At 73.2% G+C, this 24,617-nt stretch carries 23 protein-coding genes; 15 read left to right on the top strand and 8 right to left on the bottom strand.

Annotation, left to right across the window (positions count from 1 at the left end):
* Positions 1–573 (bottom strand): hypothetical protein (locus Ade02nite_RS34335; protein ID WP_203772928.1); only part of this gene is annotated, 573 nt, incomplete at its 3' end.
* Here Ade02nite_RS34335 and Ade02nite_RS34330 point away from each other — a divergent pair.
* Both Ade02nite_RS34330 and Ade02nite_RS34325 read left to right on the top strand, forming a co-directional pair.
* Positions 548–2,743, top strand: coding sequence for a hypothetical protein (locus tag Ade02nite_RS34330; RefSeq protein ID WP_203772926.1), 2,196 nt, complete (start codon positions 548–550; stop codon positions 2,741–2,743). The genes Ade02nite_RS34335 and Ade02nite_RS34330 overlap by 26 nt on opposite strands.
* Before the next feature lie 79 nt (positions 2,744–2,822).
* A complete protein-coding gene (locus tag Ade02nite_RS34325; protein ID WP_203772924.1) occupies positions 2,823–4,211 on the top strand; it encodes an RNB domain-containing ribonuclease in 1,389 nt (462 codons plus the stop codon).
* On the opposite strand, the gene Ade02nite_RS34320 is transcribed toward Ade02nite_RS34325, so the two are convergent.
* A complete protein-coding gene (locus tag Ade02nite_RS34320) occupies positions 4,203–4,751 on the bottom strand; it encodes a TetR/AcrR family transcriptional regulator (protein WP_203772922.1) in 549 nt (182 codons plus the stop codon). The two genes, Ade02nite_RS34325 and Ade02nite_RS34320, sit on opposite strands and share 9 nt — an antisense overlap.
* A gap of 61 nt (positions 4,752–4,812) precedes the next feature.
* On the opposite strand from Ade02nite_RS34320, the gene Ade02nite_RS34315 reads away from it, so the two are divergent.
* Entirely contained in the window at positions 4,813–5,694 is an 882-nt protein-coding gene (locus Ade02nite_RS34315; RefSeq protein WP_275409969.1) for an alpha/beta hydrolase family protein, read from the top strand.
* Between the two features lie 62 nt (positions 5,695–5,756).
* Positions 5,757–7,097: a DUF1254 domain-containing protein gene (locus Ade02nite_RS34310; RefSeq protein WP_203772918.1), complete on the top strand. Its 1,341-nt coding sequence runs from the start codon at positions 5,757–5,759 to the stop codon at positions 7,095–7,097.
* On the opposite strand, the gene Ade02nite_RS34305 is transcribed toward Ade02nite_RS34310, so the two are convergent.
* On the bottom strand, positions 7,098–7,517 hold the full coding sequence (locus tag Ade02nite_RS34305) for a hypothetical protein (protein ID WP_203772916.1): 420 nt from the start codon (positions 7,515–7,517) through the stop codon (positions 7,098–7,100).
* 92 nt (positions 7,518–7,609) lie between these two features.
* Here Ade02nite_RS34305 and Ade02nite_RS34300 point away from each other — a divergent pair, with 92 nt between their 5' ends.
* Positions 7,610–8,278 carry a M50 family metallopeptidase gene (locus Ade02nite_RS34300; protein WP_203772914.1) on the top strand — a complete coding sequence of 223 codons (669 nt, stop codon included), beginning with the start codon at positions 7,610–7,612 and terminating at the stop codon, positions 8,276–8,278.
* Positions 8,279–8,443: 165 nt separating this feature from the next.
* On the opposite strand, the gene Ade02nite_RS34295 is transcribed toward Ade02nite_RS34300, so the two are convergent.
* Together Ade02nite_RS34295 and Ade02nite_RS34290 are read right to left on the bottom strand one after the other, a co-directional pair.
* Positions 8,444–8,869 (bottom strand): DUF350 domain-containing protein, encoded by a 426-nt coding sequence (locus tag Ade02nite_RS34295; protein WP_203772912.1) that lies wholly within the window; start codon positions 8,867–8,869, stop codon positions 8,444–8,446.
* 66 nt (positions 8,870–8,935) lie between these two features.
* Positions 8,936–10,288, bottom strand: a complete 1,353-nt coding sequence (locus Ade02nite_RS34290; protein WP_203772910.1) for a glutamine synthetase family protein — start codon at positions 10,286–10,288, stop codon at positions 8,936–8,938.
* A 135-nt stretch (positions 10,289–10,423) separates the two neighbouring features.
* Between Ade02nite_RS34290 and Ade02nite_RS34285 the strand changes: the two genes are divergently transcribed.
* The 6 genes from Ade02nite_RS34285 (at position 10,424) to Ade02nite_RS34260 (ending at position 16,251) form a co-directional block, all read left to right on the top strand.
* A complete protein-coding gene (locus Ade02nite_RS34285) occupies positions 10,424–12,211 on the top strand; it encodes an NAD+ synthase (RefSeq protein ID WP_203772908.1) in 1,788 nt (595 codons plus the stop codon).
* 140 nt (positions 12,212–12,351) lie between these two features.
* On the top strand, positions 12,352–13,182 hold the full coding sequence (gene panB, locus Ade02nite_RS34280) for a 3-methyl-2-oxobutanoate hydroxymethyltransferase (protein ID WP_203772906.1): 831 nt from the start codon (positions 12,352–12,354) through the stop codon (positions 13,180–13,182).
* A 193-nt stretch (positions 13,183–13,375) separates the two neighbouring features.
* The gene (locus Ade02nite_RS34275) at positions 13,376–13,888 is read left to right on the top strand and encodes a GNAT family N-acetyltransferase (RefSeq protein ID WP_239169254.1); all 513 of its coding nucleotides are present in this window, start codon (positions 13,376–13,378) and stop codon (positions 13,886–13,888) included.
* Positions 13,889–13,958: 70 nt separating this feature from the next.
* Positions 13,959–14,570, top strand: a complete 612-nt coding sequence (locus Ade02nite_RS34270) for a sensor domain-containing protein (RefSeq protein ID WP_203772904.1) — start codon at positions 13,959–13,961, stop codon at positions 14,568–14,570.
* Positions 14,571–14,704: 134 nt separating this feature from the next.
* A complete protein-coding gene (locus Ade02nite_RS34265; RefSeq protein WP_239169253.1) occupies positions 14,705–15,736 on the top strand; it encodes an alpha/beta fold hydrolase in 1,032 nt (343 codons plus the stop codon).
* Between the two features lie 68 nt (positions 15,737–15,804).
* Complete coding sequence (locus Ade02nite_RS34260) at positions 15,805–16,251, top strand: GNAT family N-acetyltransferase (protein WP_203772902.1); 447 nt, start codon at positions 15,805–15,807, stop codon at positions 16,249–16,251.
* A 3-nt stretch (positions 16,252–16,254) separates the two neighbouring features.
* On the opposite strand, the gene Ade02nite_RS34255 is transcribed toward Ade02nite_RS34260, so the two are convergent.
* On the bottom strand, positions 16,255–17,409 hold the full coding sequence (locus Ade02nite_RS34255; RefSeq protein WP_203772900.1) for a low temperature requirement protein A: 1,155 nt from the start codon (positions 17,407–17,409) through the stop codon (positions 16,255–16,257).
* A 119-nt stretch (positions 17,410–17,528) separates the two neighbouring features.
* Here Ade02nite_RS34255 and Ade02nite_RS34250 point away from each other — a divergent pair, with 119 nt between their 5' ends.
* The 3 genes from Ade02nite_RS34250 to Ade02nite_RS34240 all read left to right on the top strand — a co-directional run bounded on the left by Ade02nite_RS34250 (position 17,529) and on the right by Ade02nite_RS34240 (position 21,836).
* Positions 17,529–18,314, top strand: a complete 786-nt coding sequence (locus Ade02nite_RS34250; RefSeq protein WP_203772898.1) for a type 1 glutamine amidotransferase — start codon at positions 17,529–17,531, stop codon at positions 18,312–18,314.
* Positions 18,315–18,318: 4 nt separating this feature from the next.
* Positions 18,319–21,300 carry a bifunctional [glutamine synthetase] adenylyltransferase/[glutamine synthetase]-adenylyl-L-tyrosine phosphorylase gene (locus Ade02nite_RS34245; RefSeq protein WP_203772896.1) on the top strand — a complete coding sequence of 994 codons (2,982 nt, stop codon included), beginning with the start codon at positions 18,319–18,321 and terminating at the stop codon, positions 21,298–21,300.
* Positions 21,301–21,635: 335 nt separating this feature from the next.
* The gene (locus Ade02nite_RS34240; protein WP_203772894.1) at positions 21,636–21,836 is read left to right on the top strand and encodes a hypothetical protein; all 201 of its coding nucleotides are present in this window, start codon (positions 21,636–21,638) and stop codon (positions 21,834–21,836) included.
* Positions 21,837–21,839: 3 nt separating this feature from the next.
* On the opposite strand, the gene Ade02nite_RS34235 is transcribed toward Ade02nite_RS34240, so the two are convergent.
* The gene (locus Ade02nite_RS34235) at positions 21,840–22,841 is read right to left on the bottom strand and encodes a Glu/Leu/Phe/Val family dehydrogenase (protein ID WP_203772892.1); all 1,002 of its coding nucleotides are present in this window, start codon (positions 22,839–22,841) and stop codon (positions 21,840–21,842) included.
* Between the two features lie 111 nt (positions 22,842–22,952).
* Here Ade02nite_RS34235 and Ade02nite_RS34230 point away from each other — a divergent pair, with 111 nt between their 5' ends.
* Complete coding sequence (locus Ade02nite_RS34230; protein WP_203772890.1) at positions 22,953–23,405, top strand: Lrp/AsnC family transcriptional regulator; 453 nt, start codon at positions 22,953–22,955, stop codon at positions 23,403–23,405.
* Here Ade02nite_RS34230 and Ade02nite_RS34225 read toward each other — a convergent pair.
* The coding region (locus tag Ade02nite_RS34225; protein WP_203772888.1) for an ATP-binding cassette domain-containing protein at positions 23,400–24,617 on the bottom strand (1,218 nt) is incomplete at its 5' end. The two genes, Ade02nite_RS34230 and Ade02nite_RS34225, sit on opposite strands and share 6 nt — an antisense overlap.

Genomic DNA, 24,617 nt, shown 5'->3' with positions numbered 1-24,617 from the left:
GGCCGGGACGACTGCGGTCGCGAAGGCGTCGGCTTCGAAGGCTGGCGCGGTCAAGTCCGTGGCGTCGAAGCAGGCGGCGGTCAAGACGGCGCCCAAGTCCGCGGCCGGGGGCGCCGCGGCCTCGAGGGCGGGCGCCGGCAAGGCTGTGGCGCCCCAGCCGCGGAGTGCGGCGAAGGTGGGCAAGCCGGTGGCCGCCCGGTCGGTGGCGGCCAAGAGCATGGGGCCGAAGGTGACGACCGCCAAGGTCGCGGCCGGGAACGCCAAGCCGGCGCGGGCCACTGCCGCGAAGCCGGCGCGGGCCACCGCCGCGAAGCCGGCCGCGCCGAAGCCGGCGCCGCCCAAGCCCGGCGCGCCGAAGCCCGCCGCGGGCGCGAAGGCTGGGGCCGGTGCGAAGGCGGTTTCGAAGGTCGGGGCCGGCGCGAAGGTCGGGGCCGCCGCGAAGGTCGGGGCTGGCGCGAAGGCGGCTCTGACGAGCGGAACCAAGGCGGCCACCGGTGCCAAGGCGGCCGCCGCGGCGAGGACCGGCAAGGCCACGACGCTGAAGAGCGTGGTCGGCAAGGCGATCGCGCCCAAGCAGGCCGGAACCAAGGCGCCGGTCAAGGCGTCCGGCAGGACGGGCCTCACCGGGGCTGTGCGCGGTGCCGCGGCCGGCGAGGCTGTGCGGCCGGCGCGGACGGCCGGGGCCCGGGGCGGGCGGCGGCCGGTGACGCCGCGGCGCACAGCGGCGGCGATGGGGACCACCCCGAACATGACCACCGCGACCATCGACGACGGGGTCGGCTCGGCTCCGGCGGCGGACATGGAGAACGACCTCGTGGCGGCTCCCGACCTGGAGACGGCCACCGCGGCGGGTGCGAGGACCGCCAAGCGGGGCACCCCCAAGGCGGCGCGCGTGCGCGGCCAGGGCGCGGCTCCGGCCGGGGTGGCTCGGCCGAGCGCCCGCAAGGCCGCCGGCGGCACGGCGCCCGCGAAGAAGACGGCCACCAAGTCCACCGCCACCAAGTCCACCGCCACCAAGGCGACAGCGACCAAGGCGGCCGCGAGCAAGGCGACGGCCGCGAAGGCAGCGACCAAGGCGGCCACGAAGGCAGCCACCAAGGCCACAGCGGCCACCAAGGCCACGACCGCCAAGGCCACCGCCGCCAAGGCCACGGCCACCAAAGCTACGGCCGCCACCAAAGCCACGGCCGCTACCAAAGCCATGGCCACCACCAAAGCCACGGCCGCCACCAAAGCCACCGCCGCCACCAGAGCTACGGCCGCCACCAAGGCGACCAAGGCCACGGCGACGAAGACCGCGACAAAGGCGGCCACCAAGGCCACCGGTACCAAGACCACCGCGACCAAGGCCGGCACCGGCACCGGCACCGGCACCGGCACCGGCACTAAGGCAACCGCCACCGGAACCAGGACCGCGACCAGGGCCACCGGCACCGGCACCGGCACCGGCACCGGCACCGGAAGGACCGCGACCAAGGCCACCGGCATGGCCGCGAAGAAGATGGCCGCGAAGGCGGCCCCGGCCAAGGCGACGGCAACCGCAGCGAAGAAGGCGGCCGGCCGTTCGTCCGAGACCGCGCGCACCGCGGCGGCGAACGCCGCGGCGGCCAAGAGCGCGGCCAAGAGGGCGGCGGAGTCGACCCGCAAGGTCGCCGGGCGTTCGGCCGAGGTGTCCCGGACGGCCACGGCGAACGCGGGCGCGGCGAAGAGCGCGGCGGCGAGGAGCGCCACCGCGGCGAAGAAGACCGCCGGCCGGGCGGCCGAGACGGCGCGGACCGCGACCGCCAACGCCGCGGCGGCGAAGAGCGCGGCCGCGCGGTCGGCCCGCAAGGTCGCGAGCCGGGCGGGCGCCATGGACGAGACGGCGATCGCGAACACCGCGGCCGCCAAGAGCGCGGCGTCGCGCCGGGCCGCGTCGGCGAGCAAGGTCGCCGGGCGGTCCACCTCGATGCAGGAGACCGCGGCCGCCAACACCGCCGCGGCGAAGAGCGCGCGCAGCGGCACCGCCTCGGCCCGCAAGGCCACGGCCGGTGCGGCCAGGACGGCCGCCACGGCCACGAAGGCCGCTCCGGCTACGAAGGCCTCGGCTACGAAGGCCTCGGCTACGAAGGCCTCGGCTACGAAGGCCCCGGCCAAGAAGGCCCCGGCCAAGAAGGCGGCGGTCAGGAAAACCGCGGCCACGAAGGCGGCCCCGGCCAAGGCTGCCGCCGCCAAGGCCACCGGCGCCGTCAAGAAGGCGGCCACCAAGGCCACGACCACCGGCAAGGCCGCCACCCGCTCCGCGGTGAGCAAGGCGACCACCGCGGCGAAGAAGGCCATCGCCAAGAAGGCCCCGGCCAAGAAGGCGCCCGCGAAGAAGGCGGCGCCGGCCAAGGCCACCGCGGCGGTCGCGACCGCCAACAAGAAGGCGGCCGCGGCGGGGGCGCCGCGTTCGGCCGTGGCCAAGGTGGCCGGTCTCAGCCCGGTGGTCGCCAAGGGTGGCAACCGTCCGGCCGCCGGGCTGTCCGCCAAACGGTCGGCGGCCAACGAGACGACCGCGGGGCGCAGCCGGGCCGCGAAGGCGACGAACACGCGGCAGGCCGGCCCGACCGCGAAGAACTCGTCGACCAACGCCTCCCGGGTCGCGAAGGCCACCACGGGTGCGGCCGCGCGCCGGGCCGCGGCGGGGAACACGCCGGCCGCGGACATGATGGACGCGCGTACGACATCGAGCCGTAAGGCCACCGCCAAGCGCGCCCGATGAGCGTCTGAAGCGAACAAAAGGGAGGGCCGTGCCGGATGGCGCGGCCCTCCCGGCGTGTCCGGGCTGATAGGAATGAGCCGTGCCGATCAGACGCGTGTGGGCCCCGGACATCGACTTCGCCGGGCTGCGGCGGGAGCTGAGGCTGCCGGGCGAGTTCCCGGCCGGCGCGCTCGCCGAGGCCGAGGCCGCCGCGGGCCGGGCCGTCACCGAGGCCGCCGACCTGACCGGCGTGCCGTTCGTGACGATCGACCCGGCCTCGTCGCGCGACCTCGACCAGGCCATGCATCTGAGCCGGCGCGACGGCGGCTACCGGGTGCGCTACGCGATCGCCGACGTGGCCTCGTACGTGCGGCCGGGTGGCCCGCTCGAGGCCGAGACCTGGGTGCGCGGGCAGACGATCTACCTGCCGGACGGCCGGATCCCGCTGCACCCGCCGGTGCTCAGCGAGGGGGCGGTGAGCCTCTTTCCGGACGTGGACCGGCTCGCCGTGGTGTGGACCATCGACCTGGACGCCGAGGGCGCCACGACGGCCGTCTCGCTGGAGCGGGCCCGCGTGCGCAGCCGGGCCAAGCTCGACTACGTCACCGTGCAGCGCGAGGTCGACGCCGGGACGGCCGGCGAGCCGTACCAGCTGCTGCCCGAACTGGGTGCCCTGCTCGCGAAGCGGGCCACCGAGCGCGGCGCGGTCAACCTGCCCCTGCCCGAGCAGGAGGTGGAGCGCGACGGCGGCGGCTGGCGGCTGGTGCTGCGGGCCCCGCTGCCGGTCGAGGAGCACAACGCGCAGATCTCGCTGCTCACCGGCATGGCGGCGGCCGGCCTGATGCTGCGCGGCGGCGTGGGGCTGCTGCGCACGATGCCGCCGCCGAAGCCCGAGGCCGTCGCGAAGCTCCAGGCCGCGGCGAAGTCGCTCGGCGTGCTCTGGCCGGCCGGCGCCCCGGTCGGCGAGGTGGTGGCCACCGTCGACCCGGCCTCCCCGCGCGGCGCGGCCTTCCTCGACCAGGCGGCCGAGCTGTTGCGCGGCGCGGCGTACACGGCCTTCGACGGCCCGCTCCCCGAGATCACCGGGCACGGCGGGGTCGGTTCCCCGTACGCGCACGTCACGGCCCCGCTGCGACGTCTGGCCGACCGGTACGCGACCGAGGTGTGCCTGGCCCTCGCCGCCGGGACGCCGGTGCCGGCCTGGGCGCGGGAGGCCCTGCCGAGGCTGCCGAAGACGATGGCCGAGACCGACCGGCTGGCCGGCGCGGCCGACCGTGGCGCGATCGACCTGACCGAGGCCGTGCTGCTGCACGACCGGGTGGGCGAGGTCTTCCCGGCCGCCGTGCTCGACGACGACGGGACCATCGCCGTCGACGACCCCGCCGTGCGGGCGCGCTGCAAGGGCGCCCTCCCGCTCGGTGCCCGCATCCGGGCCCGCCTGACCGTGGCCGACCCGGCGACTCGCAAGGTCCAGTTCGAGCTAGCGTGACCCGGCGGGTGCCCGGAGGCCCTCGATCAGGAAGCCGACCATCTGGCGCGCGTCGTAGCCGTCGTCGCGGCCCGCGCCGATGCAGAGGTTGCCGACGCCGCGCAGCAGGCCGATCGGCTCGACCGTCGCCGTGATCTCGCCGGCGTTCCAGGCGGCGCCGAGGAGTTGCCCGCAGACCGGGACGAGGCGTTCCACGAAGTAGGCGTGCAGGCCCTGCTCGTGCAGCGCCTCCGGCAGGCCGTGCTTGGTGACCAGGAAGTCGACGAAGAGGTCGATCCACGCGGCCAGCGCGGCGTGCGGGGAGTCGTTGCTCTTCAGCAGCGCGGGACCGGCCTCGGCGCAGGCCTCCACCTGGTGCCGGAAGACGGCGGCGATCAGGTCGGAGCGGGTGGGGAAGTGCCGGTAGATCGTGCCGACGCCCACACCGGCCCGCGCCGCGATGTCGCGCACGGGCGCGTCCACCCCCGACTCCACGAACGCGGCGGCGGCCGCGTCGAGCAGGGCCTTCTCGTTGCGCTGGGCGTCGGCGCGCTTCGGCATACGTCTCCCCTTGGCAAACGGAACATTGTTCCGTATCGTGGCTAGCGGAACGAGGTTCCGCTTGTTCCATGATGTCAGAACGGGAGCATCCATGAAAACCATCGCCTCGGTGAAGCCCGTCGTGCTGCCCGCGCCCGGTCGTGGCGACGACCTGCTGGTGCGGATCACCGCGCCGGCCGGCGGCCGGGACCTGCCGGTGATCGTCTTCTCGCACGGCTTCGGGCAGTCGCTCGACGGCTACGCCCCGCTGGCCGACCACTGGGCGGCGAACGGCTTCCTCGTCGTCCAGCCCACCCACCTCGACTCGCGCACCCTGGCCCTGCCGCCGGAGGACCCCCGCACGCCGCTGATCTGGCGCCTCCGCGTCGACGACGTGCGCCACGTCCTCGACGCGCTCGATGTTGTCGAGGAGGCCGCCGGCACCACGATCGACCGCGACAAGGTCGCCGTCGCCGGGCACTCCTGGGGCGCCCAGACGGTCGGCATGCTCCTCGGCGCCGGCGTCATGAACGACAACTCGGACATGGCAGACGACCGGGTCAAGGCGGGCGTCCTGCTCGCGGCCGCGGGCAACGGCGGCCTGACCCCGTTCGCCGCGGAGCACTTCCCCTTCATGAACCCCGACTTCACCACCATGACCACGCCCGCCCTCGTGGTCGCCGGCGACAACGACCAGTCGGCCCTGTCCACCCGCGGCCCCGACTGGTTCACCGACGCCTACTTCGAGAGCCCGGCCCCCAAGGCCCTGCTCACCGTCTTCGGCGGCGAGCACTCCCTCGGCGGCATCACCGGCTACAACGCCGCCGAGACCACCGACGAGAGCCCGGAGCGCGTCGCGCTGATCCAGCGCGTCACCACCGCCTACCTGCGCTTCTCGCTCGGCCTCGACCACGCCGCCTGGCCGGTCCCCGCCGACGGCCCCGGCAAGATCGAGTTCAAGTGACCTGACCCGGTCATTCGGTACGGATGACGCCCGGCGCCCGGCCCGCGCGGAGACTGCCGGGCATGGCGACGAACACGAGGCTCACGCGCGACGAGACAGTGCAGATCGGCATCGAGGCGTACGTGTACTTCTATCCCCTCGTGACGATGGAGATCACGCGGCGGCAGGCGAGCGCGGGGCGCACGGGCGTCCGGGCGGGCCGCGGGCCGATGAACGCCTTCCATCACATCCGGGCGTACCCGGCGGCGGACTTCCGGGACGTCGTGCGGCCCAACTTCGACACGCTCTACTCGCTCGCCTGGCTGGACCTCTCGGCCGAGCCGATGATCGTCTCGGCGCCGGCCGCCGGCGACCGGTTCTTCATGCTGCCCTGCTACGACATGTGGACCGACGTGTTCGCGGCGCCGGGCACCCGCACCAGCGGCCCGGAGCCGTTCTCGTTCGCGTTGAGCGCTCCGGGATGGCACGGCTCCCTGCCCGACGGCGTCGAGCACATCCCGGCGCCCACGCCGACCGTCTGGATCATCGGGCGGGTCCAGGCCAACGGCCCGGCCGACTATCCGGCCGTCCGCGCGTTCCAGGACCGGCTGACGGCCGGCCCGCTGTCGTCATGGGGCGGCGCCCCGCCCGAGCCGCAACCGGTCGACGATCCGTCGGTGGACCCGGACACCGAGCCGCTGCGCCAGGTCAACCGGATGCCGGCGGCGGACTACTTCGCGCTCGCCGCGGAGCTCGCCGCCGTGCATCCGCCGCACCTGACCGACTGGAGCCAGCTGGCACGGCTGCGCCGCATCGGCCTGGTCGCCGGGCAGCCGTTCGACCTGCGGCAGCAACCCGAGCTCGTGCGGGAGGCGCTGGCAGAGGTGCCCCGCGCGGCTCAGGCCGAGCTGTTGCGCACGCTGCCGCGGACCGCCCCGGTGGTCAACGGCTGGCTGCACAACATCGACACCATGGGCGTCTACGGCGACCACTACGCCAAGCGGGCCGTCGTCGCCACCGTCGGGCTGGGTGCCAACCATCCCGAGGACGCCGTCTATCCCGTGCTTCAGGCGGATGCGGACGGCAAGCCGCTGGACGGCTCCAACCGCTACCTCCTCCACTTCGGCGCCGGCGAGCTGCCGCCGGTCGACGCGTTCTGGTCCATCACGATGTACGACGCGGAGGGCTTCCACGCCGCCAACGAGATCGACCGCTTCGCCATCGGCGACCGCGACCCGTTGCGCTTCAACCCCGACGGCTCTCTCGACATCGCCATCCAGCACGACAATCCCGGCCCGGACCGGGTCGCGAACTGGCTACCGGCCCCGCCCGGCCCGCTCGGCGTCACGATGCGCCTCTACCTGCCGAGGAAGCAGGTCTTCACCGGCGAGTGGCTGCCGCCGCCGGTGCGCAGCGTCGGCTGACTACGACTCCCGCGCGCCGTCGCGGCGCCGGGCGATCCTGCGCCACACCTGGGCGGCGAGGTCGCCGAGCGCGGCGAGGCCCACGCCGTAGCCGGCAAGCCGCAGCCACAGGACCTCCGAATGGTGGGAGGCGAACGAGAAGCCGACGACGGTGCCGGCCAGGCCGGGCCACAGCGGGCCGGGCTCGACGGTCTTCCGCCGGCGGAACGGGTCGCGCCCGATCGCGTCCCGGAACGCCTGGCCGAGGCGCGGCCGGCTGAACTCGCCGCGCCGCACCGACTCGGCGACACCGGCCATGGCCTGCTCGGCCGCCGACAGCTCGGCCGCCGTGAGCCGCGCGACCAGCGGGTGGGGCGGCCCGGCCGTCAGAGTCACCTCGACGCCGCCCCTGCGCGGCACCACCGTCCACACCTCGTCCATCCCCTCATCCTGCCGGGCAGACGGTGCGGGGCCAGAACCGGTCGGCCGATCGGCCGTGGTGAATGGCGCGGGGTGGTCGTTAGCTTGCCGGTATGGCCGGGGGGTCGAATGTCGCGTGGACCGCGGCCTTGCTGTCGTGGGTGCTGGCAGTGCCGCTGTGGTACGTGAGCAAGTTCGCTCTGGTGATCGCTCACGAAGGCGGGCACGCGCTGCTGGCGAAGCTGCTCTTCCGGTCGATCGAGTCCATCCGGTTTCAGCGGGACGGTAGCGGGGCCGTGAAGCCGGCGGGCGACGTCCCGTGGCTGTTCACCATCGTCATCCTGCTCGCCGGATATCTCGGGCCGTCGGCGTTCGGGCTGATGGGAGCCTGGATGCTCATTCACGGGCACGTGCAGCAGGTGCTGTGGGCGAGCCTGGCGTTCCTGGTGGTCATGCTGATCGCGGTGCGCGGGCTGATGGGGTGGCTGCTCGTGCCGGCCCTGATCGTCGTCATCTGGATGGTGGCCACCAGGGCCGACGGGCCGGTGCAGGCCCTCTACACGCACATGTGGGTGTGGTTCCTGCTGATCGGCGCCGTGCAGCGCATGCTGCTGTTCGTGCTGGCCCGTCAGTACGACGACGAGTCCAACGACGCGGTGTCGCTGCAGTCGCTGACGCTGATCCCGAGCGCGATCTGGGCGTTCGTCTTCCTGGTGGGCACGATCGCGGCCCTGGCCTACGGCGGCGGCCTGCTGCTGCGCTCGGCCGCCGCGGGGGTCTGACGCGGCGAGACAAACCCGGCGAGGTCTGACGTTGCGGACAAAACCGGCGGGTCCGCCGGGTCTGACGTTGCAGGACAACCCGGCGGCCGCGGCAGGGAGGCCGGGACGGCACGGAGCCGGGCTCGGGGATGCGCGAGCTTGCGAATCCCCGTACCTCTTCTTCTTTCAGGAAATGCAGGCGCAGACGATGAGCGCGGCGCCGAAGTGGGACGCGGCGCTGACGAGGGCGCCGCCGTGGCGCTCGGGGGTGCAGATGACCTCGCCCAGCTTGCCCGGGGTCATCCAGTCGAGGACCAGGAACGCCAGGCCCATGATGACGATGCCGATGAGGCCGAAGATGACTGTCGAGGCGAGGCCCTGGCCGAAGTCGGAGTAGCTGGTGAAGATCGCGGTGAAGACGATGGCCGCGATGCCCAGCTGGTTGGCGGCGAGCAGCAGCGAGGCGTTCGGGTTGCGCTCCACGAAGATGAGGTCGCGCAGCTTGCCGGGGGTGAGCAGGTCGATCAGGAGGTAGCCGACGGCCATCAGGCCGATGCCGACGATACCGAAAACGATGCTGCGACCAGCACCTTCGAGCAGATCTTCGAGCACGGCCTCTCCCTGGTCGGATCTTGCTGGCGACGTCAGGAGAGACCGTACAAGAAGGCGTCTACATAACTACAGCGCGCCCAGGTAACGCTGGCGCTCGTAGGGCGTGACCTCGCGACGGTACTGCTCCCACTCGGCGCGCTTGTTGCGCAGGAAGAAGTCGAAGACGTGCTCGCCGAGGACCTCGGCGACCAGCTCGGACTTCTCCATCACGTCGATGGCCTCGGACAGGTTTTCCGGCAGGGCCTCGTAGCCGGCGGCCTTGCGCTCGGCGGGCGAGAGCGACCAGACGTCGTCCTCGGCGCCCGGCGGCAGCTCGTAGCCCTCCTCGATGCCCTTGAGGCCGGCGCCGAGCATGACGGCGAAGGCCAGGTAGGGGTTGGTGGCCGAGTCGATCGAGCGGACCTCGACGCGGGCCGAGCTGGGCTTGCCGAACGCGGGCACGCGCACCAGCGCGGAGCGGTTGAGGTGGCCCCAGCTGACGAAGGCCGGCGACTCGGTGATCGCGTTGGGCAGCTGGAGCGGGAAGAGCCGCTTGTACGAGTTGACCCACTGGTTGGTGACGGCGGTGTATTCGCGGGCGTGCACCAGCAGGCCGGCGATGAACGAGCGGGCCGTCTTGGACAGCTTCATCGGGTCGTCGGCGTCGTAGAAGGCGTTGCGCTCGCCCTCCATCAGCGACAGGTGGGTGTGCATGCCGCTGCCGGGCTGGTCCGTGTAGGGCTTGGGCATGAAGGTCGCCCGCACGCCCTGGGAGAGCGCCACCTCCTTGACCACGTGCCGGAACGTCATGATGTTGTCGGCGGTGGTCAGCGCGTCCGCGTACCGCAGGTCGATCTCCTGCTGGCCGGGGGCGACCTCGTGGTGGCTGAACTCGACCGAGATGCCGATGCGCTCGAGCGCGAGCACGGCCTGACGGCGGAAGTCGCGGGCGATCGCGTGGGTGGTGTGGTCGAAGTAGCCACCACTGTCGACCGGGATCGGCACCGAGCCGTCGAGCGGCCCGTCCTGCACCAGGAAGAACTCGACCTCGGGGTGGGTGTAGAAGGTGAAGCCCTTCTCGGCGGCCTTGGCCAGGCCGCGGCGCAGCACGTGGCGCGGGTCGGCCCAGGCGGCGCTGCCGTCGGGCAGCAGGATGTCGCAGAACATGCGGGCGCTCTCGCCGCTGGCGCCGCCCTCGAACGGGAAGACCTGGAAGGTCGTCGGGTCGGGCATGGCGACCATGTCGCTCTCGTAGACCCGGGCGAAGCCCTCGATGGCCGAGCCGTCGATGCCCATGCCCTCCTCGAAGGCGGACTCGAGCTCGGCCGGGGCGACGGACACGCTCTTGAGCGTGCCCAGCACGTCGGTGAACCAGAGCCGGACAAAACGGATGTCGCGCTCCTCGAGAGTGCGAAGCACGAACTCCTGCTGTCGGTCCACCGTTCACCCCTATAAGTGATGGCCTAGCAGGCCAGTCTTCCCTCGTCCGGTTACGCCGACATTACGCTGGCCGGGCACTGTGGCGATGTCCCGGGTGGCGATGCAAGCGCGATCCCTTGGGGAAGAATAAGGGTCATGCCCACGCTGCGGATCGCCCTGGCCCAGGTCAACTCGACGGTCGGCGACATCGCCGGAAACGCGGCCGCCGTCCGGCGGTGGTCGCGGGAGGCGGCGGACGCGGGCGCCCAGCTGGTCGCCTTCCCCGAGATGATGCTGACCGGCTATCCGATCGAGGACCTCGTCTTCCGCAACTCCTTCGTCTCCGCTTCGCGCGATGCGCTGGCACGCCTGGCGGCCGACCTGGCGTCCGACGGCCTCGGCGACCTGGCGGTCGTGGTCGGCTACGTGGACGCCGATGGCCCTCCGCACACGAGCGCCGACGCCACACCCGGGCGCGGCCGCCGCGACGCCTCGGCGCTGCTGCTCGGCGGCGAGGTGGTGGCCCGGTACTACAAGCACCACCTGCCCAACTACGGCGTCTTCGACGAGGACCGCTACTTCGAGCCGGGCACGACCCTCACCGTGGTGCGCCTCGGCGGCGTCGACGTGGCCCTCACGGTCTGCGAGGACATCTGGCAGGCCGGTGGGCCGTTCACGGCGGCGCGCGAGGCCGGCGTGGGCCTGGTCGTCAACATCAACGCATCGCCGTACGAGCTGAACAAGGACGACGTGCGCCTCCCGCTCGTCAAGCGCCGCGCGGCCGAGGCCGGCGCCACCGTGGCGTACGTGAACATGGTCGGCGGCCAGGACGAGCTGGTCTTCGACGGCGACTCGCTGATCGTGACCGCCGAGGGCGAGCTGCTCGCGCGGGCCGGGCAGTTCACCGAGCAGTTGCTGGTGCACGACCTGTCGCTGCCGGCCGCCGACTCCACCCCCAATGTTTCCGGCAAAACGGATGAAACGCCCGCTCCGCGGGTCGAGCAGCGCATCGACGACGACATGGCGATCGCGCGCATCGCGGCCATGTCCGACCTGCGGCCGCACGCGGGCGACAAACGCGACGGCGGCATCGCCGAGCGGGTCGCCGACGAGCAGGAGATCTGGTCGGCCCTGGTGCTGGGCCTGCGCGACTACGTGAACAAGAACGGCTTCCGCTCGGTGGTGCTCGGCCTCTCCGGCGGCATCGACTCCGCGGTGGTCGCCGCGATCGCCGTCGACGCGCTGGGCGCCTCGCGGGTCACCGGCGTCTCGATGCCCAGCGGCTACTCCTCGGAGCACTCCAAGGACGACGCGGCCGACCTGGCCAAGCGCACCGGCGCCGACTACCGCGTCGAGCCGATCCAGCCGATGGTCGACGCGTTCCTCGCCAATATGTCGCTCTCCGGCCTCGCGGTGGAGAACCTCCAGGCGCGCGTGCGCGGCGTCATCCTCATGGCGCTGTCGAACCAGGACGGCCACCTCGTGCTCACCACGGGCAACAAGAGCGAGCTCGCGGTGGGCTACAGCACGCTCTACGGCGACTCGGTGGGCGGCTTCAACCCGCTCAAGGACGTGCCCAAGACGATGGTCTGGAATCTGGCCCGCTGGCGCAACACGCTGGCCGACGCCCCCATCCCGGAAAACTCGATCACCAAGGCGCCCAGCGCGGAGCTGCGGCCCGGCCAGAAGGACTCCGACTCGCTGCCCGACTACGAGCTGCTCGACCCGATCCTGGCCGGCTACGTCGACCACGACCTGGGCCGCGACGACCTCATCGCGGCCGGCCACGACCAGGCCCTGGTCGACCGGGTGCTGCGCATGGTCGACATCGCCGAGTACAAGCGCCGCCAGTCCGCTCCGGGCACCAAGATCTCCGGCAAGGCGTTCGGCCGCGATCGCCGGCTGCCGATCACCAACAGGTTCCGCGAGGGGAAAAGCGCCTGATCCGGTTAAGGGTGGCGGCGGGTGATCCGATGGGTTGTGAAAAGGTCCACTGACCCCTGACCCACGGGCCGCCTCCGGTGCGACGATTTCTTCGAAACCCGGGGACCGCTTTTGCGCGGCCTCGAGGGAAGGAGATTGACATGTCGGAAATTCCCACCTTGTACGGTGGTCCGCCCACTCGCCGAGTGCGCACCCGCGACCTCCAGGCCGCCAAGGCCCGCGGCGACCGCTGGCCGATGCTCACCTCGTACGACCAGTACACGGCCTCGATCTTCGACCAGAACGGCGTACCCGTGCTGCTCGTCGGTGACTCCGCGGCCAACAACGTGTACGGCTACGAGACCACCCTGCCGGTCACCGTCGACGAGTTGCTGCCGCTGGTCCGCGCGGTCGTGCGGGCCACGAAGACCGCGCTGATCGTCGCCGACCTGCCGTTCGGCAGCTACGAGGAGGGCCCCACCCAGGCCCTGCGCACCGCCGTCCGCTTCATGAAGGAGGGCGGCGCCCACGCGGTGAAGCTGGAGGGCGGCCGCCGCGTCGCCGCCCAGATCGAGGCCCTGACCGGCGCCGGCATCCCCGTGATGGGTCACGTCGGCTTCACCCCGCAGAGCGAGCACACCCTCGGCGGCTACCGCGTGCAGGGCCGCGACGAGTCGGCCGCCCAGGTGGTCGCCGACGCCCGCGCGGTCGCCGACGCGGGCGCCTTCGCCGTCGTCCTCGAGATGGTCCCCGGCGAGGTCGCCAAGACCATCACCAAGGAGCTCGACATCCCGACGGTCGGCATCGGCGCCGGCCCCGACACCGACGCCCAGGTCCTCGTCTGGCAGGACATGGCCGGCCTGCGCACCGGCAAGGCCCCGCGCTTCGTCAAGAAGTACGCCGACCTGTCCGGCGTCCTGTCCGAGGCCACCCGCCAGTTCGCCGCCGACGTCCGCGGCGGCGAGTTCCCGGCGGCCGAGCACACCTTCTGAACGGCGGCACCAGGCCCGGCTCGCCGATGCGAGCCCGGGCCTGGGCCTGGGAGGACCCGGGCGACTTCACCTACACGTCTCCCTACGACCTGGACTCGGCGGCGGGGCTGAACGCCTGGGCCACGCGGTCCCGCAGGTGAACTGCCGAGATCTGCGCCGCCCCGGCGGGCACCTGGGTCTCTAAGCTCTGGGGATGATCGAGACGCAGCGGTTGGTTCTGCGGGAGTGGCGGGACGACGATCTCGACGGGCTCGCGGCGATGAACGCGGATCCCGAGGTCATGCGCTACATCATGGACGGGTCCGTGCTCGATCGGGCGCAGAGTGCGGAGCGGCTTCGGCGGATGCGGGCGGTGTGGGAACAGCATGGGTTCGGGCTGTTCGCGGTCGAGGGGCGTGCCGAGGGCGTTCTGCTGGGGTGGGCCGGTCTGGCGATTCCCGAGTTCCTGCCGGAGGTGCTGCCCGCGGTCGAGGTGGGCTGGCGGTTCGCGCGTGAGTTCTGGGGGCGGGGGTACGCGACGGAGGCGGCCCGGGAGGCGCTGCGGTTCGGGTTCGAGGAGTGCGGGCTGGAGCGGGTGGTCAGCATCCGGCATGTCGACAATGTCCGGTCGGCGCGGGTCATGGCGAAGCTGGGGCTGGTGCACGAGTTCGACACCGTGGTGCCGGGGCTGGGGCAGCCCGTCGCGGTGCACGCGCGCGGGCGGTAGGGCTGGCCCTACCATCGATCGGCGTGCTCACCGGATCGGATGGCGGCCGCCGGGTGCATAGCGTCGGGGCATGACGACGACACAGCTCGAAGCCCCGGTCATGGCCGTCCGCCCGTTCGCGCGGCTCGGCGCCGACACCCGTTATGTGCTCACCGGATTTCCGGTCGCGCTGGCCGCCCTCACGCTCTGCGTGACCGGCTTCTCGCTCGGTCTCGGCCTCGCCGTGGTGTGGGCCGGCGTGCCGATCCTCGCCGCGACCCTGATGTGGGCGCGCGGTTTCGCCGCCGTGGAGCGCGCCCGGTTGGGGCTGGCGAATCCGGTTTACCGTACGGGGACAGGCGTGCGCCGCATGATCGCCCCGCTGGCCGATCCGCGGGCCTGGCGGGACCTCGCGCACGCGATCCTGCGGTTCATCCCGAGCACCGTCGCCTTCTCGTTCGTGGTGAGCTGGTACGCCGGCATCCTCGGCGGGCTGACCTGGGGCCTGTGGGGCTGGGCGCTGCCCGGTGGCAACGGCGACGACGACCTGCCGGAGCTGCTGGGCCTCGGTGACTCGTACGGCACCGCGGTGGGCTTCTATCTCGTCGCCGCCGTGATCCTCGCGCTCACCCTGCCCGCCGTGACCCGGGGCGCCGCGCGGCTGGAGGCCGGTTTCGCGCGGGCGCTCCTCGGCCGGGCCTGAGACCTCGCCAACGGTGTGCTCGATCACCTGGGCACCCTAGGCGGGGTCGGACCAGGGTCTCTCCCTGGGTTCCGCGAGGTGGGCCGCATGTGAGCGTGAATGGGCGTCCACTGTCGAGGTCAGAGAGGCTCCTCATGGTCACCAACAATCCTCGCCGTCAGTTCCTCCAGGCCGCCGGCTCGGCCGCGCTGGCCGCCGGGGTGGCACCCCTCATCATGCGCGGCACCGCCGAGGCCGCGGCACCGGTCACCGGCGCCGGCGCGAAGGCCGGGCCGTTCGGGCCGCTCCGGCAGATCGACGCCGGCGTGCTCAACGTGGGATACGTCGAGCTCGGCCCGGCCAAGGGCACCCCGGTCATCCTGATGCACGGCTTCCCGTACGACATCCACAGCTACGTCGACGTGGCGCCGCTCCTCGCCGCTCGCGGCTACCGCGTCGTCGTGCCGTACTTCCGGGGGCACGGCACCACCCTGTTCCGGTCGGCGTCGACGCCGCGCAACGTCGACCAGGCCGCGTTCGCGCTGGACATCCTCGCCCTGATGGACCGGCTGAAGATCCGGCGCGCGGTGCTGGCCGGTTACGACTGGGGCTCGCGCACCGCGGACATCATCGCCGCGCTGTGGCCGGAGCGGGTCAAGGCGCTCGTCTCGGTCACCGGATACCTGATCACCAACCTGGCCACGAACCTGACGCCGCTGCCGCCCGCGGCCGAGAACGCCTGGTGGTACCAGTACTACTTCACCACCGAGCGGGGTGTGAAGGGCCTCACCGAGTACACGTCGGAGCTCGGCCAGTTCATCTGGAAGTTCAACTCGCCGACGTGGAACTTCTCGCAGGCCGTCTACGACCGCACGGCCGCCGCGTTCAAGAACCCCGACTACGTGCCCATCGTGATCGGCAACTACCGGTGGCGGCTCAGCCTGGCGCCCGCCGAGGCCGAGTACGCGGAGATCGAGAAGAAGCTCCAGGCCGCGCCGCCGATCGCGGTGCCGACGATCACGATCGACGGCAAGTACGACCCGTTCACGCCGGACGGCAACGGCAGCTCGTACCGCAAGCACTTCATCGGCAAGTACCAGCACCGCACCTTCGACGTGGGCCACAACGTCCCGCAGGAGGCGCCACGGGAGTTCGCCCGCGCCGTGATGGACGCCGACCGGCTCTGATCCGCAGGAGGGGGGCGGCCGTCCGGCGGGGGCACACGCCGGACGGCCACCGCGGGCACAATGGCCCGATGCCCATTGATCTTGAAGTCGAGCTGGTGCCGGTCACGGCGGACAACTGGCGGGACTGCGCCGCCCTGACCGTCCACCCCGATCAGCAGCGGTTCGTCAACGCCGTGACCTACTACCTCTGCCTGTGCACCTACGGCGGGCTGTGGAACCCGGTCGCCGTCACGGTCGGCGGCGAGGTGGCCGGCTTCGCGATGTGGGCGGTCGACGACGACCGCAGCGCCTGGATCGGCGGGCTCGTCGTCGACGCGCGCCGGCAGCGGCAGGGCATCGGGCACGCGGCGGTGCGCAAGCTGCGCGAGCGGCTGATCGCCGAGCCCGGCACCCCGAACGTGGCGCTCAGCTACGCCGCCGACAACACCGCCGCCCGGCACCTCTACCGCACGCTCGGCTTCCACGAGACCGGTGAGACCGAGGACACCGAGCTCGTGGCCCGCTGGACGCCGTAGCGCTCAGCCCTCGTGCGGGGTGCGGCCGAAGTCGCCGATGGCGGTGGAGCCGGACCGGCGCACCTCGGGAAGGTCCTCGATGATGGCCGTACCCGCCATGATGACCACGATCGCGGCCAGCTGGCCGATCGCGGTCACGTGGCCGAGCGGGATGGTGGCGAGCACGACCGCCGCCCCGGCGAGCCGGTGGAGGGTGCCGCGCAGCCGCAGCAGCCGGAGGAAGGTGGCGTGCCCGATCAGGTAGAGCGCCACGCCGCCGCCGAGGGCCAGCGCCGAGCCCCACTTCAGCGGCTCCATGGCGTGGCCGACCGTCTTCTTGATGCCGACCGAGGCGATCAGGATGCCGAGCAGCATCGGGTAGTGGGCGTAGCCCCACCCGTTCAGGGCGAGCCGCGCCCGCCGCAGCGGGCTGCCGGTGCCGGCGAGGACCCGCTCGGCGCGCGACTCGTCGACGGCGAAGTAGAACCACCAGAAGTAGTACGCGACGCAGAGCCCGAGCACGGCCACCAGCACCTCGGGCAGGCCCAGGTGCACGTCTCGGAAGCCCAGGCCGATCGCGATGATCGACTCACCGATCGCCACGATGACGACCAGCCCGTGCCGCTCGACGAAGTGACCGGCCGAGATCGAGTGCATCTCGATGTCGTGCAGGTAGCCGGTGGCGACCTGGAGCAGCGGCGCGGCGATCCACAGGATGTGCCGCCAGGGCTCGGGAACCAGGCCGCCGGTCAGCACGAGCACCGCGGCGACGATGTTGAGCGGGGCCAGCAGCCGCATTGCCTGCGCCGCCGCCGGGCCCGCGGTGCGGAACAGCACCGAGTGCACCACGTTCACGACCAGGTAGCTGGCGCCGAACAGCCAGCCGTACTCGCCGAACGCCTCCGGGATGGCCAGCGCCATCACCAGGAAGCCCGCCATGCCCGCGAGCAGCAGGGTCCGGCGCGTGGTGCTGGTCGGCGCGACCGCGTTGGTGAGCCAGGCGTAGCCCGAGTACATCCACCAGACCACGAACAGGATGAGCATGACGTTGCCGAACGTCTCCCAGCCGAAGTCCTCGGCGAGCGTGTCGGCCAGCTGTGTGATCGTGAAGACGAAGACGAGGTCGAAGAAAAGCTCCAAAGTCGACACCCGTATGCGCTGCGGCGGCGCGTCCGTCATCTCTGTCCCCCCAGGTCCGGCGTTCCCGCGTGCACCGTACCGAGCGCAGCGGTGACGCGCCGAGGGGTTATCGGCCGTGCGTGGATGGCCCGGCCCGGGGAAGGGATAGCCTCGTGAGCGTGGCGACCGCACTTGTCATCGAGAACGACCCGACCGCCGACCTGCGCCGGCTGGGGGAGTGGCTGACCGAGGCCGGCCTGAGCCTGACCGTGCTGCGCCCGCACCTCGGCGACGAGCTGCCGGCCGAGCTCGACGGCTACCTGGCGCTGGTCGTGCTCGGCGGCGACCAGAGCGCCTACCCGGGCGCGGCCGGTGAGCCGGCGGCGCCCTGGTTCCCCGCGCTGGAGGGGCTGCTGCGCAAGGCGGTGCGCCACCGCGTGCCGACGCTCGGGGTGTGTCTCGGCGGTCAGCTGCTCGCCACCGCGCACGGCGGCCTGGTCGAGCGCAGCACGTCCGGTCCCGAGATCGGCCCGGGCCTGGTCGGCAAGCGCGACGCGGCCGACACCGACCCGCTGTTCAAGTGGGTGCCGCTGCTGCCCGACGTGATCCAGTGGCACCGCGACGAGATCACCGAGCTGCCGCTCAAGGCCGTGCTGCTCGCCGCCTCCGGCCGCTACCCGCATCAGGCGTTCCGGCTCGGCGACCGGGCGTGGGGCCTCCAGTTCCACATCGAGTGCGACGCAGCGATGATCGAACAGTGGGTGGCGGCCGACCGGGCCACCGTCGACGAGCTGGGCTTCGACCCCGACGCGGTCGTCTACGCGAGCGCCGAGGTGCTGCCCGACGTCGAGGAGGTGTGGCAGCCGTTCGCCGCCCGGTTCGCCGCGCTCGCCCTGGGCACGCTGCCCGACGCCGACATACCCGCACCCGGCACGGGCCGCACCCTCCCGCTGCTGGGGCAGTAGCACCGTGACCAGGCCCAGCCGGCTCGCCCGGTACGGCTTCGCCGACGACGGTGTCCGCGCCGCCGACCTGCTCGGCCCCTCCGGGCTGCGGCTCTGGGACGCCGAGGCGCAGGCGCCCACCGGCGGCGAGGCGGCCGAGCTGCTCACCGCGCTGTCCCGGGCCGCCGACCCCACCCTCGCGCTGCGCCAGCTGCACCGGCTGGTCGACGCGGCCGGCCGGGCCGAGGCGCGCAGCAACGGCAGCCGGGTCACCGGCCCCGGCGGCGAGATCACCGTGAACGGGGCGACCGAGGCGATCCTCGAGGCGCTGGCCCAGGACGCCGGGCTGCGCCGCCGGCTCGTCGCGGTGCTCGGCGCGTCGTCGGCGCTCGGCGATCACCTGGTCGCCAACCCGGACGACTGGCGGGTGCTGGCCACCGGCAAGACCGGCCTGCCGCCGAACGCCGAGGGCGGGCTCGAGATCGACGGCGTGCCCGGCATCCCCGAGCTGCGCCGGGCCTACCGGGTGGCGCTGCTGCGGATCGCCGCGGCCGACCTGACCGGCGGCCGGGGGCTGGAGCCGACGATGGCGGCGCTGTCGCGGCTGGCGGACGAGACGCTCGGCGCCGCGTACGCCGTCGCCGTCGCCGCCGTGCCGAAGGAGCCGCGCCTCGCCGTCGTCGCGATGGGCAAGTGCGGCGGCAACGAGCTCAACTACGTTTCCGATGTGGACGTCATCTTCGTCGCCGACACCGACGAGGACCTGGGCGCGGCCACCACGATCGCGGCCCGGCTGATCGAGATCTGCGGTCAGGTGGCCTGGCCGGTCGACGCGGCGCTGCGCCCCGAGGGCAGCCGCGGCCCGCTGGTGCGCACCCTCGCCAGCCACCAGGCCTACTACCGGCGCTGGGCGCGCACGTGGGAGTTCCAGGCGCTGCTCAAGGCCCGTCCCGCCGCCGGCGACCTGGCGCTCGGGCAGCAGTGGATCGACGACCTGGCCCCGCTGGTCTGGCAGGCGGCCGAGCGGCCCGAGGCGGTCGCCGACGTCCGCGACATGCGTCGCAAGATCATCGAGAACGTCCCGCCGAACGAGGTCGACCGCGAGATCAAGCGCGGCCCCGGCGGCCTGCGCGACATCGAGTTCGCCGTGCAGCTGCTCCAGCTCGTGCACGGGCGCGTCGACGAGACGCTGCGCTCCGGTGGCACCCTGCCGGCCTTGCGCGCGCTGGTCGCCGGCGGCTACGTGGGCCGCGAGGACGGCGAGACCCTGCTGCGCGGCTACCGGTTCCTGCGCGGCGTCGAGCACCGCCTGCAACTGCAACAGCTCCGGCGTACGCACACCGTGCCCGACGATCCGCAGGGCCTGCGCTGGCTGGCCGCCGCGCTCGGCTACACGGCGATGCCCGGCCGCGACGCCGTCGAGGCGTTCCGCTCCGACTGGGTGGGCCACGCCGCCCAGGTGCGCCGCCTGCACGTCAAGCTGCTCTACCAGCCGCTGCTCGAGGCGGTCGCCCGGGTGCCCGCCGAGGCGCTGCGGATGACCCCCGAGTCGGCCGGCCGCCGGCTCAAGACCCTGGGCTTCGCCGACCCGGCCGGGGCGCTGCGCCACCTCCAGGCGCTCACCGGCGGCGTCACGCGCACCTCGGCGATCCAGCGCCACCTGCTGCCGATGCTGCTCCAGGACTTCGCGGACGCGCCCGAGCCCGACCGCGGCCTGCTCAACTACCGGCACGTCTCGGACAAGCTGGGCAGCACGCCGTGGTACCTGCGCCTGCTGCGCGACGGCGGCCCGGTGGCCCGGCGGCTCGCCCGGGTGATCAGCCTTTCCCGGTACGCGACCGACCTGCTCACCCGCGACCCGGAGGCGCTGCGGCTGCTCGCCGACGACGCCGAGCTCCAGCCGAGGCAGCGCCAGTCGCTGATGGACGGCTTCGCCGCGGCGGCCGAGCGGCACGGGAACGACGCGGCCAAGGCGATCGCCGCGATCCGGGCGCTGCGCCGGCGCGAGCTGTTCCGGCTGGCCTGCGCCGACATCCTGAGCCGCGCCGGCGACCTGGCGCCGGCGCAGCCGATCGACGTCGACGCCCTCGGCATCGCGCTGTCCGACGTCACCGACGCGACGCTGAACGCGGCGCTCGCCGTGGCCCGCCGCGCCAAGCCCGGCCCGGCCGGCATGCGCTTCGCGATCATCGGGATGGGCCGGCTCGGCGGCTACGAGATGAGCTACCCCTCCGACGCCGACGTGCTCTTCGTCTACGACGGCGCCGACAACGGCGCCGGGGCGCTGGCGATCGCCGAGGAGCTGCGCCGGTCGCTGACCGCCCCCGCGCCCGACCCCGAGCTGGGCATCGACGCCGACCTGCGGCCCGAGGGCCGGCAGGGCCCGCTGGTCCGCAGCCTCGCGGCCTACCAGCAGTACTATGCCCGCTGGTCGCGCGTCTGGGAGGCGCAGGCGCTGCTGCGCGCCCGCTTCGTCTGCGGCGACGAGTCGCTGGGCCGCGAGTTCGAGCGGCTCGCCGACACGATCCGCTACCCGGACGGCGGCCTGACCCGCGACCAGGTGGTCGAGATCCGCCGCATCAAGGCCCGGGTCGAGGTGGAGCGGCTGCCCCGCAACGCCGACCCGCACACCCACACCAAGCTGGGCCGGGGCGGGCTCTCCGACGTGGAGTGGGCGGTGCAGCTGCTCCAGTTGCGCCACGCGTACGCGGTGGCGGGCCTGCGCAAGACCCGCACGCTCGAGGCCATGGACGCGGCCGTGCAGGCCAAGCTGATCGACAAGGTCGACGCGGCCGCGATGACCGCCGGCTGGACGCTGGCCGCCCAGGTCCGCAACGCGCTGACCCTGGTGCGCGGCCGGCCCACCGACCAGCTGCCCCGCCACGGCGTCGAGCTGGCCGGCGCCGTGCAACTCCTCGGCGGCGGCGACCCGGGCGAGTTCGTCGACCGCTACCTGCGCCTGACCCGCCGCTCCCGCGCCGCGATGGAACGGGTCCTCGACTCGTGACCCGCTCGCTCGTGCCCCGGCTCCCGGTGGCACCGGGCGTCTCCCGCTTCCGGGACGCGCGCGGAGCGCTCGAAGCCCCGCTGGAACCGGATCCGCGGCGGCCCGGAGGTCCCGGTCTGCGTGCGGCTCTCGGCCACCGGCCTGGAGGTCGTGCACTGGCCGGCCGCCGGCGACGGTGTGATCCACGGGCCGTATCTCGGCGGCACACGGGCCCGGCCGGCCGTGTCCGGAGCTCGCGGGCCGCAACGCCGGGCTGGCCATTCGGATGCTCGCGGAGAGTGTCCGTCCCGGTTCCTAGGGGTATGTACCGGGCGAACGACATCGAGGAGCAGACGATGATTTTCAGCATGGTTCGCCGTTTCGTCATCATGGCCGTCGCCGTTCCGCTGGCCGCCGCCGGCTTCCGCAAGCTGAGCGAGCGGCTGGAGGCCCGCCGCGGCCCGACCCGCACCACCCGGTGGATGCGCCAGGGCGCCGACGTGCTCGCCGGCTTCGGCCGCCAGCCGCAGAAGAAGCGCCGCCGCTTCGCCTGGTGATCTTCAAGACCGGGCCGCGGCCATGCGGCGGCGTGCTTCGGCCGCCGCCGCTGCCGCGGGCGTGACCCCCTCGCGCTCCGCGGTCGCGAAGATGCCGGTCAGGGTGGCCGCTATGCCGTCCAGGCGGGCGGTCACCTCGGCCGGCGACTCGTGGCGCAGCTCGGCCCCCGTCGCGCCGATCACCCCGCCGGCGCTGACCACGGAGTCGGGCGCCCACAGGATCCCGCGCTCGTGCAGCAGGTCCGCGACGGCGGGGCCGGCCAGCTGGTTGTTGGCGGGCCCCGCCACGGCCGCGCAGCGCAGCCGGGGAACGACCTCCGCGGTCAGCACCCCGCCCAGTGCGGCCGGCACCAGCACGTCGACCGGGGCGGTCAGGCACTCGTCCGGGGTGACCCAGTCGGCGCCCAGCTCCCCGGCCACCTCGCGGCGGGCCGGGTCGACGTCGCTGAGCACGAGCTTCGCCCCGGCCTCGGCGAGCAGGCGGGCCACCCGCGCGCCCACGTGGCCCAGCCCGAGCACGGCGAAGCTGCGGCCGGGCAGATCGCCGCACACCGCCCGCAGCGCGGCCACCGTGCCCGCCGCGGTCGCGGGGGAGGAGTCGCCGCTGCCGCCCGCCGCGACCGGGCGGCAGAACACGTGCCGGGTCCGCTCGCCGATCGTGAGCATGTCGGCGGGCCCGGTGCCGACGTCCGGGCCGGTCCAGTAGGCACCGCCCAGCTCCTCGATCACCGTACCCACGTCGCGCAGCGCGGCATCTCGGTCGAACGCGCCGGTCGCGACCACCACGGTCTTGCCGCCGCCGTGCGGCAGGCCGGCCAGCGCGCACTTCTCCGACATCGCGGCCGAGAGGCGCAGCGCGTCCTCCAGGCCGTCCCGCCAGTCCGGGTACGCCTTCATGCGGCATCCGCCCAGCGCCGGCCCGAGAGCCGTCGAGTGCACGGCGACGATGATGGGCACTCCCGACTCGGGACCCCGGCGCACGATCACACGGTCATGCGGGAACATGGCTTTCCTCCGTACGGCTTGATCGATGATCTGAGCGAAAGCTAGACGCCTGGCCGGACCGGACGCAGACTTGCCGAACGATGTTCGGCGGAAGCCGGGAAGTGGGGGACGGTGGACGACATTGATTCGGCGATCGTGCGGGAATTGCAGCGCAATGCCCGGCTGACCAACCGCGACCTGGCCCACGCGGTCGGCGTCGCGCCGTCGACCTGCCTCGAACGGGTGCGGCTGCTGCGCGACCGCGGCGTGCTGATCGGCTATCACGCGGAGGTCGACCTGGGCGCGCTCAACCGGCACGTCCAGGCCTTCCTGCACGTGCAGGTGCGGCCGATGAGCCGCGACGTCATCGAGGGCTTCAAGGGCTACGTGGCCGGGCTGCCGGAGGTCCTGGCCGTCTTCGTGGTGGCGGGCGGCGACGACTTCCTCGTGCACGTGGCGGTGCCGAGCGTCGACGCCCTCCACTCCTTCCTCATGGACCGGTTCAGCCAGCGGCGCGAGATCGTCGGCTTCCGCAGCTCGGTGATCTACCAGCACACCCGCAACCGGGTGATCGAGCCGCTATAGCGTCACTCGGGGCCAGTCGGCCAGGTCGGCGAGCAACTGCCGGTCGTGCGTCGCCACGATCACCGCGGCCGGCGTGGCCCGCAACGCCCCGGTCAGCTCGTCGACCAGCGCGGCCGACAGGTGGTTCGTCGGCTCGTCGAAGATCAGCAGGTCCGGCCGGGCGGCGAGGCGCACGGCCAGGTGCAGGCGCCGCTGCTGCCCCAGGGACAGACGATCGACCGGGGTGCGCAGGGCCTCCGCGTCGAGCAGCCCGAAGTGCTCGCCTGGCGGCCGCAGCCCGTCGGGCACCTCCTGGCCGACGAGGGCGACCCGGCCGTACCGCTGCACCGTTCCGGACGTCGGCTCGAGCTCGCCGGCGAGCAGCGCCAGCAGCGTCGACTTGCCGGCCCCGTTCGGCCCGGTGACCAGCAGCCGGTCACCCCCGTCGACCCGCACGGTGAGGGGGTGGTCCAGGCGGCCTTCGAGCCGTACGCCGTGAGCACGCACCAGCGGCACACCCTTGCGCACGTCGAGCACGGGCCACCGAAGCGCCGGGGGCGGCACGGGAGCGGTGACGCGGTGCGCCGCCAGGCGCTCCTGCTCGCGGTTGAGCGCCTGCACGATCCCCGGGGCACGGGTCTGGCGGCGGTGCTTGCCGGTGCCCTTCGGCGGGCGCCAGCCCGTGCTGAGCCGGTCACGCGCCCGGTCGACCGCCTCGGTGAGGCGCTGATGCTCGGCCCGCTGCTCGTCGAAGTCCTGCTCCCAGCGGCGGCGCTCGCGCAGGCGGCCCTCCCGCCAGCCGTCGTAGCCGCCGGCGTAGAGGCGGGGCCGGCCGTCCCGGGTCGGATCGAGGTCGAGGAACTCGCCGGCCACGTCGCGCAGCAGGGCCCGGTCATGGCTGACCAGGGCGAAACCGCCGGGGTGGTCGCGCAGCCGCTCGGTGAGGAAGGCGAGCCCGCCGGCGTCGAGGTGGTTGGTCGGCTCGTCGAGAAGCAGCAGGTCCTGGCGGGCGCCGAGGAGACAGGCCAGCCGTACGCGGTAGCGCTGCCCGACGGAGAGCGTGCGCAACTCGCGGGTGCGGTCGGTGCAGGCGCCCAGGGCTTCGAGGGCGAGGTCCACGCGCCGGTCGGCGTCCCACGCGTCGAGGCGGGTGGCCAGCTCCAGGGCGGCGGCGTAGTCGTCTTCCGCGGTGGCGTGGGCGGCTTTCCCGGTGGCGTGGGCGGCTTTCCCGGT

This window comes from Paractinoplanes deccanensis (assembly GCF_016862115.1).
In the GTDB taxonomy this organism is placed as follows: Bacteria; Actinomycetota; Actinomycetes; order Mycobacteriales; family Micromonosporaceae; genus Actinoplanes; species Actinoplanes deccanensis.
Note: the sequence above shows the minus strand (reverse complement) of the source record. Positions and strands in the feature narration are given on the sequence as shown.